The sequence below is a fragment of the Actinoplanes sp. TBRC 11911 genome, assembly GCF_012933445.1.
Taxonomy (GTDB): domain Bacteria; phylum Actinomycetota; class Actinomycetes; order Mycobacteriales; family Micromonosporaceae; genus Actinoplanes.
In genome coordinates this window covers 126321-139052 of record NZ_JABBNC010000003.1, presented here as the reverse complement: position 1 = coordinate 139052, position 12732 = coordinate 126321, and the positions used below count along the sequence as shown (strand labels likewise).

Here is a 12732-nt window from a genome sequence, read left to right as displayed (position 1 = left end):
GAAGCATGGTGATCCGGGCTCCACGCGGCACGGCGTACACGGCGAAGGGTTGGCCGCAAGAAGCCGCCAAGCGGATGTTGATGAACAACCTCGACCCCGACGTGGCCGAACGGCCCGACGACCTGGTCGTGTACGGCGGTACGGGTCGCGCCGCCCGGGACTGGCCGTCGTTCCACGCGATCGTGCGCGAGCTCGACGACCTCACCGACGACGAGACGCTGCTGGTGCAGTCGGGCCGGCCGGTCGGCGTGTTCCGCACGCACGAGTGGGCGCCGCGCGTGCTCATCGCGAACTCGAACCTGGTGGGCGACTGGGCCACCTGGCCGGAGTTCCGGCGGCTGGAGAAGCTGGGCCTGACCATGTACGGCCAGATGACCGCCGGCTCCTGGATCTACATCGGTACGCAGGGCATTCTGCAGGGCACGTACGAGACGTTCGCCGCCGTCGCCGCCAAGCGGTTCAACGGCTCGCTCGCCGGGACGCTGACGCTGACCGCGGGATGCGGCGGCATGGGTGGCGCGCAGCCGCTCGCGGTGACCATGAACGGCGGCGTCTGCCTGATCGTCGACGTGGACCGGACCCGGCTGCAGCGCCGCGTCGACACCCGCTACCTGGATGTCATCGCGGATGATCTCGAGCAGGCCGTCCGGATGGCCGAACAGGCCAAGAAGGACAAGACGCCGCTGTCGATCGGCGTGGTCGGCAACGCCGCGGTCGTGTTTCCGGAGCTGCTGGTCAAGGGCGTCGGCATCGACATCGTGACCGACCAGACCAGCGCGCACGACCCCCTGTCGTACCTCCCGGTCGGCGTCGAGCTCGAGGACGCGCGTGACTACGCCGCCGCCAAGCCGGAGGAGTTCACCGACCGGGCCCGCGCCTCGATGGCCCGGCACGTCGCCTCGATGGTCGGATTCCTGGACGCCGGCGCCGAGGTCTTCGACTACGGCAACTCGATCCGCGGCGAGGCGCAGCTCGGCGGCTATGAACGAGCGTTCGCTTTTCCGGGCTTCGTCCCGGCGTACATCCGGCCGTTGTTCGCCGAGGGCAAGGGGCCGTTCCGCTGGGCCGCGCTCTCCGGCGACCCGGCGGACATCGCCAAGACCGACCGGGCGATCCTGGATCTCTTCCCGGAGAACGAGGGCCTGGCCCGCTGGATCAAGATGGCCGGCGAGAGGGTCGCGTTCCAGGGGTTGCCGGCGCGGATCTGCTGGCTGGGCTACGGCGAGCGGGACAAGGCCGGTGTGCGGTTCAACGACATGGTCGCCCGCGGCGAGCTCAGCGCCCCGATCGTGATCGGCCGCGACCACCTGGACTCCGGTTCGGTGGCCTCGCCGTACCGGGAGACCGAGGCGATGCTCGACGGCTCGGACGCGATCGCCGACTGGCCGCTGCTGAACGCGCTGGTCAACACCGCGAGCGGGGCCAGCTGGGTGTCCATTCACCACGGTGGCGGGGTGGGCATCGGCCGGTCGATCCACGCCGGGCAGGTGTGCGTCGCCGACGGCACCCCGCTGGCTGGGCAGAAGATCGAACGGGTGCTCACCAACGACCCGGGCATGGGCGTGATCCGGCACGTCGACGCCGGCTACACCTCCGACGCCGCCAAAGACGTACATATCCCGATGAAAGCGGAAAAATGATGCCGACGTTCCGCGAACTCTGGGACGGTATCGCGCCGATCGGCCGGGGCGCCAACGGCTACCTCAGGTACGCGCTGACCGAACCCGAGCTGGTGCTGCGCGACTGGTTCCGCAACCAGGCCGCACGCCGCGACATGCCGGTCACCGACGACGGCAACGGCAACCTGTTCGCCTGGTGGGGCGACCCGTGGGCACACGACGCGGTGCTCACCGGCTCGCACTTCGACTCGGTGCCGCACGGCGGGGCGTACGACGGGCCGTTAGGAATCGTCAGTGGCTTCCTCGCCGTGGACCGTCTCCGCGAACAGGGTTACGCGCCGACGAAACCGATCGCGATCGTGGCGTTCGTGGACGAGGAGGGCGGCCGCTTCGGGCTGCCCTGTCTCGGCTCCCGGCTGCTGACCGGCGCGATCGAGCCGGAGCGGGCGGCCGCCCTGCGGGACGTGGACGGCGTCACCTTCGGCGAGGCGCTGGGCGATCTGCCGGCCGGTCTGCTGCCCGGGCTCGACCGGCGGATCAGCGCGCTGGTCGAACTGCACATCGAACAGGGCCGCGCGCTGGCGGTGCCGGTCGGCGTGGCGAGCGCGATCTGGCCGCACGGGCGGTGGCGGTTCGACTTCACCGGGCACGGCGACCACGCGGGCACGACCAAGATGTCGGACCGTCGCGACCCGATGCTGACCTACGCGTACACGGTGCTGGCGGCGAACAAGGAGGCCCGGCTGGCCGGGGCGCACGCCACGATGGCCCGGGTCGAGGTCGAGCCGAACGCCACCAACGCGATCCCGTCGGTGGTGCGCAGCTGGCTGGACGCGCGCGCCGAGGACAACGCCACCCTGAGCGCGGTCGTGGACGCGGTGGTGAAGCGGGCGACCGAGCGGGCCGGGCGTGACGGCACCGAGCTCACCGTCACGCCCGAGTCGCAGAGCCCGGAGGTCGACTTCGACACCTCGCTCGCGGACCGGCTCGCGGACCTGCTGGGCGGCGTGCCGATCCTGCCGACGAGTGCCGGTCACGACGCCGGGGTGCTCTCCGCGCACGTGCCGACGGCGATGCTCTTCGTGCGAAATCCGACCGGCATCTCGCACTCACCCGCCGAACACGCCGACGAGCAGGATTGCCTCTCCGGCATCGACGCCCTCGCGAAGGTTCTGCGGGATCTGACATGACAACCTTCTTTTCCCCGTACGCCTGGACAGGCGGCCGTCTGGCCCGGAACGTCCGCATCGACGTGTCCGACGGCACGATCGACGCGGTCACGCCCGACGCGGCGCCGGCCGGGGAGCGGCTCGACGGCCTGGTGCTGCCCGGCTTCGCCAACGTGCACTCGCACGCGTTCCATCGGGCGTTGCGGGGGCGTACGCAGGGCAACCGCGGCAGCTTCTGGACCTGGCGCGATCTGATGTACGAGGTGGCCGGCCGGTTGGATCCGGACGGCTACTACCGGCTGGCGCGCGCGGTCTACGGCGAGATGGCGCTGTCCGGGATCACCGCGGTGGGCGAGTTCCACTACCTGCATCACGACCCCGAGGGCCGGCCGTACGCGGATCCGAACGCGATGGGCCACGCCCTGATCGCCGCGGCCGCCGACGCGGGTATCCGGATCACGCTGCTCGACACGCTGTATCTGACGTCCGGTGTGGACGGCAAGCCGCTCGACGGGGTGCAGCGCCGGTTCGGCGACGGCGACCTCGACGGCTGGTCCGCGCGGACTGATCTTCTGCGCGCGGACCAGCATTCGAAGATCGGTGCCGCCTTGCACTCGGTCCGGGCCGTCCCGCACGAGGTCATGTCGACGTTCGCGGACCGCACCGACGGCTTACCGGTCCACGTCCACCTCTCCGAGCAGCGTGCCGAGAACGAGCAGTGCCAGGCGGTCCACGGCTGTACGCCCGCGGAACTGCTGGCGGCGCACGGTGTCTGGCGGCCGGCGACGGTCGCGGTGCACGCCACCCACCTCACCGACCGCGACGTCGAGATCCTCGGCGACCAGCACGTGTGCTTCTGCCCGACCACCGAGCGCGACCTCGCCGACGGCATCGGACCGGCCCGGCGGCTGGCCGACGCGGGCGCCCGCCTGAGCCTGGGCAGCGACAGCCACGCGGTGATCGACATGTTCGAAGAGCTGCGCGCTCTGGAGATGAACGAGCGGCTGGCCAGCGAGGAGCGCGGCCGGTTCACGGTCGGCGACCTGGTCGGGGCGGCCACCGGGCACGCGGCGATCGGCTGGTCCGACGCCGGTGAGATCGCCGCCGGGAAACGCGCCGACCTGGTGTGCGTACGCCTCGACGGGGTGCACACCGCGGGCAGCGATCCGGCGCAGGCGGTGCTCGCCGCCACCGCCTCGGACGTCACGCACGTGATCGCGGACGGTCGCACGATCGTCGCGGACGGGCGGCACACGAGCATCGACGTGGCCCGCGAGCTGGTGGAGGCACGGTGAGCCTGCTGATCGACAACATCGGCGAACTCGTCACCAACGCGGATGGTGAAGGGCTCTTAGGCGTACGGGAAAACGCCGCCGTCGCCGTGGAGGGTGACCGGATCGCCTGGGTCGGACCGTCGGCGCAGGCCCCCGCCGCGGACCGGCGCATCGACGCGGAGGGTGCCGCGGTGCTGCCCGGCTTCGTGGACAGCCACGCCCACCTGATCTTCGCGGGGGACCGGGCGGCCGAGTTCGGCGCGCGGATGGCCGGCGAGCCGTATACCGGCGGCGGCATCCGGACGACGGTCGCGGCGACCCGCGCGGCCACCGACGACGAACTGCGCCGCAACGCCGCCCGCCTGGTCGCCGAGGCCCGGCGGCAGGGCACCACGACCATCGAGATCAAGAGCGGGTACGGGCTGAGCGTCGAGGACGAGGCCCGGTCGCTGCGAATCGCCGCCTCGCTGACCGCCGAGACCACCTTCCTCGGTGCGCATGTCGTTCCCGAGGGGCACAAGCCGGACGACTACGTCGATCTGGTCTGTGGGCCGATGATGGACGCTGCCGCGGCGTACGGGAAATGGGTCGATGTTTTCTGTGATCGCGGCGCCTTCGACGAGGACCAGGCCCGCCGGGTGCTGACCGCCGGGCTGGCGCACGGGCTCGGCCTTCGGGTGCACGCGAATCAGCTGGTCGAGGGGCCGGGGGTGCGGCTCGCCGTGGAGATGGGGGCGGCCAGCGCGGACCACTGCACGCATCTGAGCGACAAGGACGTGGACGCGCTGGCCGGCTCGGACACGGTGGCGACGCTGCTGCCCGGGGCCGAGTTCTCCACGCGGTCGCCCTATCCGGACGCGCGCCAGCTCATCGACGCCGGCGTGCACGTCGCGCTCGCCACCGACTGCAACCCCGGCTCGTCGTACACGACGTCGATGCCGTTCTGTATCGCACTGGCCGTCCGCGACATGCGGATGACCCCCGCCGAAGCCATCGCCGCCGCAACGCTTGGCGGCGCGCGTGCCCTGCGCCGTAGTGACATCGGCCGCGTGGCGGTGGGCGCGAAAGCCGACCTGACGGTGCTCGACGCGCCGTCCCACCTGCACCTGGCCTACCGGCCCGGGGTTCCCCTGATCAGAACCGTTCTGCTCGACGGAGTGCCGCAATGATCGTGACCGTTCAGCCCACCGGCGTCACCGCCGCCGACGTCCAGGCCGTGGCCCGCGGCGATGCCCGGGTCGAGATCGCCGACGCCACCGTCGCCGCGATGGCCCGCAGCCGTTCCATCGTCGACTCGATCGAGGCGTCCGGCCGTCCCGTCTACGGCGTGTCGACCGGCTTCGGCGCCCTCGCGAACACGTCCATCGAACCGGGCCGGCGCGCCGAACTGCAACACGCGCTGATCCGCTCGCACGCGGCCGGGGTCGGCGCCCCGATGCCCCGCGAGGTGGTGCGCGCCATGATGCTGCTGCGCCTGCGGTCGCTCGCGCTCGGCCATTCCGGCGTCCGCCCGCGCCTCGCGCACGGCCTCGCCGACCTGCTCAACCACGACATCACCCCGTGGGTGCCGGAGCACGGCTCGCTCGGCGCCTCCGGTGACCTGGCGCCGCTCGCGCACTGTGCGCTGGTGCTGCTCGGCGAGGGCTGGGTGCTCGGCAAGGACGGCAACCGGGTCGCCGGTGCGGAGGCGCTGCACCAGGCCGGGATCGCGCCGCTGGACCTGGCCGCGAAGGAAGGCCTCGCACTGATCAACGGCACCGACGGCATGCTCGGGATGCTGCTGCTGGCCATCGACGACGCGTCGCACCTGTTCGCGATGGCCGACGTGACGGCGGCGCTGGCGATCGAGGCGATGCTCGGCTCGGAACGCCCGTTCCTGCCGGAGCTGCACGCGATCCGCCCGCACCCCGGCCAGGCCGCGTCCGCCGCGAACATCTTCAAGCTGCTGCAGGACTCGGCGGTGATGGACTCGCACCGCGACGACCTGGCGCACGCCGTACAGGACGCCTACTCGATGCGCTGCGCCCCGCAGGTCGCCGGCGCCGCGCGCGACACGCTGGACTTCGTCCGGTCGGTGGCCGCCCGCGAGCTCGTGTCCGTGGTGGACAACCCGGTGGTCCTGCCCGACGGCCGGGTCGAGTCGACCGGCAACTTCCACGGCGCGCCGCTGGGCTTCGCCGCCGACTACCTGGCGATCGCGGCCGCCGAGGTGGGCGCGATCTCCGAACGCCGGGTGGACCGCCTGCTGGACGTGACCCGTTCGCGCAACTTGCCGCCGTTCCTCTCCCCGGACGCCGGCGTCAACTCGGGCCTGATGATCGCCCAGTACACGGCGGCCGGCATCGTCGCGGAGAACCGCCGGCTGGCCGCACCGGCGTCGGTCGACTCGCTGCCGACCAGCGGCATGCAGGAGGACCACGTCTCGATGGGCTGGGCCGCCGCGAAAAAGCTGCGCACGGTGCTGGACAACGTGGGCAGTCTGCTGGCGGTGGAGTTGCTGGCCGCGGTGCGCGGGCTGCAGTTGCGCGCGCCGCTGCGGCCGTCCCCCGCCGGTCGGGCGGCGATGGCGGCGCTGGCCCCGGCGGCGGGGGAGCCCGGTCCTGACCTGTTCCTGGCCCCGGTGATGGACGAGGCGCGGCGGGTGGTGTTCGGGCGGGGGTTGCGCGCGGAGATCGAGGCGAGCGTGGGGCCGCTGGCCTAGTCGCGCGGCGGCGTTCGGGGTATCACATTGAGGAGGCCCAGTGTTCCGAGGTGGTCACCGAATGTGAAGGGGTGCGGATGGCCGGCCAACACCCTGGGTCGACAGCGGTCCGGCTGTTGACCCGAGAGGACGCTTGGCGCCTGGCGCGCGACGCCCGCCTCGCCGCACTGCAGGACGCCCCGGAGTCCCTCTTGCCGACTGACCCGCACGAATCGACCTGGAACGAGGATTCGTGGCGTCGCTCGTTCAAGACCGGACTCTGGGTGGTGGCACGGACCGACCGTATGACGGTCGGCCTGGCCCGCCTCACCGAGGAGGCGAAGGGACGACCGCACGTCGAGTCGGTGTGGACGCACCCGCGACATCGCCGGGGGCGCATCGCCTCGCGGCTGATTCAGCGGCTCCTCCACGAGGTGCACGACCACGACGTCTTCGTATGGGTCCTGGACCCGAACCCGGCCGCGATCCGCCTCTACGAGTCGCTGCATTTCGAGCGGACTGACGTACGCCAGAAGCTGCATCCGAGCGGCCGGGTGGAGGAGCAGCTTCGGCTCAGCGCGGCGCTCCTGCCGAGTTGACCTCTGCGAGCTCGGGCATTCTCGCCACTCCGAATCGTGCTTCCTGCCAGCTCTTCAAGCCGAGCTCCTCGAAGGCGGCGTGGTAGTCGAGCGTGCGTCTGGTGGCCTGGCGACTCGCTTGGCCGAACTGCTGGCGGTCCTGTTCCCAGACGCCGAGGAACTCCACACAGTCGGCGGGCTGGATCGTGTGCAGCTGCTTCCATGCCTCCTTGAGGGACTCGGTGGCCTGAACTTTCTCGTGTGTCTCGTGTCCCGCGAGGTCAAGCTGGATTCCTTCGATCAACTTCGCGCGGTCCTCGATGAACCTCGCCCAGTAGTTCTCGGTAGCCCGATGGAGACCGCCGACGTCGGTGAAGAGCGCGTAGAGCCCTTCAGCGAGCAAGTCGCCGAACTCTTCGAACGTCGCCCGCGCGGGGTCCTTGAACGGATTGAACTCGAGCTGCCCGATGTTCCCCACGTGGGCGACGCCGTGCCGCTGCACCTCGCCGGCGAACGCAAACCAGTCTTCGTTGTAGACGTCCGGAAAAACGTCGAGGGCACGGTCGCCGGCGGTGTTCACACCCAACGCGCCGCCGCTGACGAAGATCCCCTGCGGCCGGCCGGCCAGGCGGTTGGCATGGCAGACCACCGAGTTGTCCGGAAACTGCAGCGTCTTGAAGCCGGCGAACAAGTTGGTGTCGAGGTAGTAGGCGACGCGATTCACGTCGTCCGGCGTGATGTCGGTGATGTCGTCGTCGAGAAACATGATTTTTTGCCAGCCGCGGTGCCGGGCCAGCAGGAGACCGATGTTCCGCTTCAGACTGAGGTTGCTGTCCCGATCGCCGCTGAACGCCCGCACCCGCTTGTCCGAGGTCGCGAGCCGAAGGGCGGGTTGGTCAATCTCGGTCGGCACATCGACCAGGACAACCCGAGCGCTGCCGGGCCGGCTCGCCACCAGCGTTGCCGCCTCGTTGATGTCACAGTCATGCGAGGCGAGCAGGACGAGCGGCGTGTCGCACAGCGAGGCGAGGTCGATCAGCGGGCCGAGCCGATGCGCCTTACGCGACGCGGGAATGATGATCGCGTCGAGCGGCCGCCGCGACGAGAGCGTGGCCGGGCCCCAGTCGAGCTTGCGCAGCAGCCGGTGGTGATGGGCGTGGTGCCTGCTCATACACGATCCCATCGGGGCTTCGAGCCGGGGTTCTGCGGCCAGGCATAGAGGATGTTCTCGGGGTCCTGCAGATCGGGCGAGAGCGCTTCACCACGAAAGACCGGGACCCGTACGAGAAGGCCGTACTCGTCGTCCGGGAAATGCTCGGCGAGGTAGGACTCGTTCGCCTCCCGGATCCGGGCATCGGTGAGTGTCCGCACCGCGCCCAGGACACCGCGGCTGTGGATGCCGTTGCACAGGGTCAACGTCTTGCTCGAATTGAACGGATTCGGCACCCTCGCCAGCAGCCCCACATCCTCCTCGAGCTCGGGAGCCGATCCACCGTTGGCGCGGGACCACACCGGGAGGAAGCGCTGCTCCGCCGCGCCGTGACCGACGGCGAAGATGTCCCCGCTCGTCAGTTCAGGACTCTCGAACTGGCGTACCGGTAGACGTTCCAGCAGCTTGAGCAGACGCCGGGTGACCTCGTTCCATCCGATTCCGCCGATCAGGACGAGGTGGCCGGACAGATCATCGGCGATGACCCTCGACGCACGCTTGAAGAACACCGGGAGCGCCGGATCGTTTTCGGCCCGGATGTGGCCGTGCAGCTCGACCAGCGCATCCTGGTCGGCGAACCGGTGCAGCGCGGTGTAGTTCGGATGGGTGCTTTCGGCCAGCGGTCCGCGAGCCTCGTCTCCCGCGTCCGGCGCGATGATCACCACGGGTCCGTTGTCGGCGAAGAACCACGACCGGTACGTCGGGACGCGAGACGACTCGGTCGTTCCGGACCAGCCACGGGCCTGGTCGAAGAGCACGGTGAGGTCGAGAAGGACTTCGTCGCGTTTCGCGCGCTGCGGTGCGGTGAGGTCGTCCTCGGCCGGCAGCTTGGGTGGGTTGCCGGTGAGGGCGATCAACCGTGAGTACGGCTCGATCCGGTTTTCCGGCACCAGGACGGGATTCCGCTGCCTCTCCCAGGAGGAGATCGCGGCCGCGCCGACCTTCCTGCCGTCCTTGGTAAAGATCTCCGCCAGCTCACTCTGCCGGAGCCCGGACTCGTCCCGAAGCACTCGGAGCCGGTGGGCCAACTGTTCCGCCGCCGGGGTAATCACCACTGCACCTCCTGCCCGTCGCGGCCTGCGCATTTCCCGTCCGACACCGCGCTTGACATTTCTTACTCGCTAAACAAAGGCCACTTTACTCAACTATAATCAACTTTAGCGGTGCTGATTCGTGTGTTGTCTACTGTGTTACGGTGCATTAAACACTACGCCCTAAAGGTAATGGCTGGGGGGTGGCCTCCTATGCCGAACCGGCCGCCGCTTACGAAAAAGCTGCTGCTAGTGAGATGCTTTCGGCATATCAAGATCAAATATCGTCGCGAGTTCGCCTTGGCCCTTCTGTCCGGCGACGAGAGCCTCCCCGCGCATTGGCTCAATCAGAAACAGCGACATTTTGTGCATCTCACGGCAGAGTCGACGGTGGACGCCGACGTCCAGGCGGACGCTCTCGAACTTGCGACCCGGGCCGACCGGCTTGGCGATCTGGTCTTCGAACTGATCGAAGCGTCCTCGAAGCGGTTCGACGCGGTTCTCGGTCTTGACCTGCGCGAGCAGGAGAGTCTTCGGGAGGGCAAGGCGCCGCTCGAGGTCTGCAAGGTCATCCTGCACAACTGCGAACCGTGGCCGACTGTCGCACCGGTCGACGAGGACGTCCGCTCGATGATCGATACGGTCGTCTGCGAGGCCGTCGCGCGGAGTCGCGCAGAGCAGCGGCGGGCCGCAACCGCCGCGCCCACTCCGGGACCCCGCACCTACTGGCAATTTCGCATTTGGCACAAGACCCGAGCGACAGATGATGACCAGACCCTATTCCGGTATCTCCTCTACGAGACATTCGAACTGTTGAAGGTCGTCGCCATCGTGGTAACGCTCGGCGCGCTGTATGTCGCGATCTTCTTGGCCCTATACCACGCCGCACCCGATATGACCGTGCATCAAGACATGATTGTCGCCGGAGCGGGCATCGTTTCCGTGTTGGGCGGCTCCGGCCTCGTGCTCGCCCGGCAACTTCTCAGACCCGGTGGGCCTCGGCAGGCGGGTCCGCAGGGCGGAGCCAGCGGGTCCGACGGCGCACCATAGACGCCGCCAGCGCGGCGGCAGTGAAACCGAACACCACCGTCGCCCCGAGCGCCACCGCGAACCGGTGATCCGGTCGCGCGAGCCGGGCGGCGAGCATCCCGAACCCCACCGCCACCGGGGCGATCGCCCACGTGGCGAGGACTGCGTACCAGAGCTGGCGGGTGTGTCTGGCCACAGTCGCACCGTACGCCGTCGATATCCGGCCCCGCATCCGCCGAAACGACGTCACACGGGATCCAAATTTGTCCGGCACACTGGGGCGAGCTGCGGAAGATCCAGGGGGCTGACATGCGTGTTCTTGTTCTTGGGGCGGGCTTCGGGGGGCTCGAGCTCACCACCAGGCTCTCGGCCGCCCTCGGAGGTGACGCCGAGGTCACCCTGATCGACAAGGCCGACGGCTTCGTGTTCGGGTTCGCCAAGCTCGACGTCATGTTCGGCCGCGCCACCCCCACGGCGGTGCACCATCCCTACGCCGAGGTCGTCAAGCCCGGCGTCCGATTTGTCCGGGCCGCCATCCGGGCGATCGACCCGGTGGGGCGCAGTGTCGAGACCGACGCCGGGCGGTTCACCGCCGACATCATGGTCGTCGCGCTCGGTGCCGACCTGCACCCCGAGGCGACCCCGGGGCTGGTCGAGGCGGGCCACGAGTTCTACACCGAGGCCGGCGCCTTCCAGACCCGCGACGTGCTCGAGCGGTTCACCGGCGGGCGGGTGATCGTCGCGGTGACCTCGACGCCGTTCAAGTGCCCGCCGGCGCCCAGCGAAGCGGCCCTGATGACCGACGACTACCTCACGGCCCGCGGCATCCCGCACGAGATCTCGCTGGTCATGCCCCTACCGGCCCCGATCCCGCCGTCGCCGGACGCCTCCGCGGCGCTGCTCGCCGCGTTCGCGGAGCGGGGCATCGCCTGGCACCCGAACCGGATCGTGCGCTCGCTCGACCCGCAGCGCCGGGTGGCCGTTTTCGCCGACGGTGACGAGATGCCGTTCGACCTTTTCCTGGGCGTACCGGTCCATCGCGTTCCGGAGGTGGTGCGAAACTCCGGCATGGCCGTCGACGGCTGGATCCCGGTCGACTCGCTCACCCTCGAAACCCGATACCCCGGCGTGTACGCGATCGGCGACGTCACCAGCGTCGGAACCCCCAAGGCGGGGGTCTTCGCCGAAGGGCAGGCGGCGATCGTGGCCGAGCGCATCATCGCGCGGCACAGCGACGGCCAGGCGACCGCGACCTACGGCGGCCGGGGCATCTGTTACGTCGAGTTCGGCGCGGACAAGGTCGGCCGGGTCGAGGTCACCTTCGTGCAAGGGCAGCGTCCGTCCGGCCGGTTCGACGACGCTTCCGAGCTCTACCGTGCCGACAAGCACGAGTTCGGCGCCGACCGGGTGCGTCGCTGGTTCGGCCGGGAGCGGCTCACACCGGAGGTCGCTCCTCCGGTGTGAGCAGCGCCGGTTACCCGATGATGCGGTGCGCCGGCACCGGGTCCGCTATCCCCCTCACCTGGACCAGGGCGTCGACCACCGTCGACGAACACGGCGTGCCGGCGAACGCGGCCGGGCCCAGCACGATCTCGCCCGGACCGGCCACCGTGCACAACCGCTGCGCGAGGTTCACGGCGTGCCCCCACACGCCGAAGGTCGCCGGTTCCCACGAGCTCGTGACCAGCACTTCGCCGGACTCGACGCCGATGTGTACGTCCGGCTGGCCGAGTCCGACCGCGCGCACCATGGCGCGCGCCGCCGCGAACGCCCGTGACGTCTCGTTCCCCTGTGCGTGCCGCAGCCCGAAGACCGCCATGAAGCCGTCGCCGAGCACCTGCTGGATCTCGCCCCCGTGCTGGTGAACGCAGCCGACCAGCACGTCGAGAAGCGGCCGCATGATGTCGTACACCTTCTCCGGCTCGACGCTCTCCACGAGCTTGGTGAACCCGCAGATGTCGGCGAAGAGCACCGCCACGTTCCGGCGACGAGGCTCGGCGGTGGGCCGGATGTTCAACGGCGGCAGACCACCGGGCACGGAAATGAGCGGGACCGGAGCCAGAGTGTCGATCATTTTCCCCCCTCTGTTGGATTCCCGACATCGAGGGTGACGTGCGCGCGGATAAGGGGTATCCGAAGAAC

General features: G+C 69.7%; 11 protein-coding genes. 8 read left to right on the top strand and 3 right to left on the bottom strand.

The features are described 5' to 3' along the window. Positions 1–5 precede the first annotated feature (5 nt). The 6 genes from hutU to HH310_RS06370 all read left to right on the top strand — a co-directional run bounded on the left by hutU (position 6) and on the right by HH310_RS06370 (position 7341). Positions 6–1640 (top strand): urocanate hydratase, encoded by a 1635-nt coding sequence (gene hutU, locus HH310_RS06395; protein ID WP_169174483.1) that lies wholly within the window; start codon positions 6–8, stop codon positions 1638–1640. Next, positions 1640–2809, top strand: coding sequence for an allantoate amidohydrolase (locus HH310_RS06390; RefSeq protein WP_396027498.1), 1170 nt, complete (start codon positions 1640–1642; stop codon positions 2807–2809). The genes hutU and HH310_RS06390 overlap by 1 nt, the downstream gene beginning before the upstream one ends. Then, the gene (locus HH310_RS06385) at positions 2806–4083 is read left to right on the top strand and encodes a formimidoylglutamate deiminase (RefSeq protein WP_169174481.1); all 1278 of its coding nucleotides are present in this window, start codon (positions 2806–2808) and stop codon (positions 4081–4083) included. Before HH310_RS06390 ends, HH310_RS06385 begins: the two co-directional genes overlap by 4 nt. After that, positions 4080–5231 (top strand): imidazolonepropionase, encoded by a 1152-nt coding sequence (hutI, locus tag HH310_RS06380; protein ID WP_169174480.1) that lies wholly within the window; start codon positions 4080–4082, stop codon positions 5229–5231. The genes HH310_RS06385 and hutI overlap by 4 nt, the downstream gene beginning before the upstream one ends. Beyond that, positions 5228–6763, top strand: coding sequence for a histidine ammonia-lyase (gene hutH / locus HH310_RS06375; RefSeq protein ID WP_169174479.1), 1536 nt, complete (start codon positions 5228–5230; stop codon positions 6761–6763). Before hutI ends, hutH begins: the two co-directional genes overlap by 4 nt. A gap of 116 nt (positions 6764–6879) precedes the next feature. Continuing rightward, a complete protein-coding gene (locus HH310_RS06370; protein ID WP_169174478.1) occupies positions 6880–7341 on the top strand; it encodes an N-acetyltransferase in 462 nt (153 codons plus the stop codon). On the opposite strand, the gene HH310_RS06365 is transcribed toward HH310_RS06370, so the two are convergent. Together HH310_RS06365 and HH310_RS06360 are read right to left on the bottom strand one after the other, a co-directional pair. Next, positions 7316–8491 carry a hypothetical protein gene (locus HH310_RS06365; RefSeq protein WP_169174477.1) on the bottom strand — a complete coding sequence of 392 codons (1176 nt, stop codon included), beginning with the start codon at positions 8489–8491 and terminating at the stop codon, positions 7316–7318. The genes HH310_RS06370 and HH310_RS06365 overlap by 26 nt on opposite strands. Further along, positions 8488–9585: a helix-turn-helix domain-containing protein gene (locus HH310_RS06360; protein ID WP_169174476.1), complete on the bottom strand. Its 1098-nt coding sequence runs from the start codon at positions 9583–9585 to the stop codon at positions 8488–8490. Before HH310_RS06360 ends, HH310_RS06365 begins: the two co-directional genes overlap by 4 nt. A 189-nt stretch (positions 9586–9774) precedes the next feature. Here HH310_RS06360 and HH310_RS06355 point away from each other — a divergent pair, with 189 nt between their 5' ends. Together HH310_RS06355 and HH310_RS06350 are read left to right on the top strand one after the other, a co-directional pair. Continuing rightward, positions 9775–10611: a hypothetical protein gene (locus HH310_RS06355; protein ID WP_169174475.1), complete on the top strand. Its 837-nt coding sequence runs from the start codon at positions 9775–9777 to the stop codon at positions 10609–10611. Positions 10612–10899: 288 nt separating this feature from the next. After that, positions 10900–12054, top strand: coding sequence for an NAD(P)/FAD-dependent oxidoreductase (locus HH310_RS06350; RefSeq protein ID WP_169174474.1), 1155 nt, complete (start codon positions 10900–10902; stop codon positions 12052–12054). A 10-nt stretch (positions 12055–12064) separates the two neighbouring features. Here the strand turns inward: HH310_RS06350 and HH310_RS06345 are convergent, their stop codons facing one another. Beyond that, entirely contained in the window at positions 12065–12664 is a 600-nt protein-coding gene (locus tag HH310_RS06345; RefSeq protein ID WP_169174473.1) for an adenylate/guanylate cyclase domain-containing protein, read from the bottom strand. Positions 12665–12732: the final 68 nt, after the last annotated feature.

Coding starts and splice junctions, on each gene's coding strand:
- hutU (WP_169174483.1), top strand. CDS start 6: ATGGTGATCCGGGCTCCACGCGGCACGGCGTACACGGCGAAGGGTTGG.
- HH310_RS06390 (WP_396027498.1), top strand. CDS start 1,640: ATGCCGACGTTCCGCGAACTCTGGGACGGTATCGCGCCGATCGGCCGG.
- HH310_RS06385 (WP_169174481.1), top strand. CDS start 2,806: ATGACAACCTTCTTTTCCCCGTACGCCTGGACAGGCGGCCGTCTGGCC.
- hutH (WP_169174479.1), top strand. CDS start 5,228: ATGATCGTGACCGTTCAGCCCACCGGCGTCACCGCCGCCGACGTCCAG.
- HH310_RS06365 (WP_169174477.1), bottom strand. CDS start 8,491: ATGAGCAGGCACCACGCCCATCACCACCGGCTGCTGCGCAAGCTCGAC.
- HH310_RS06355 (WP_169174475.1), top strand. CDS start 9,775: ATGCCGAACCGGCCGCCGCTTACGAAAAAGCTGCTGCTAGTGAGATGC.
- HH310_RS06350 (WP_169174474.1), top strand. CDS start 10,900: ATGCGTGTTCTTGTTCTTGGGGCGGGCTTCGGGGGGCTCGAGCTCACC.
- HH310_RS06345 (WP_169174473.1), bottom strand. CDS start 12,664: ATGATCGACACTCTGGCTCCGGTCCCGCTCATTTCCGTGCCCGGTGGT.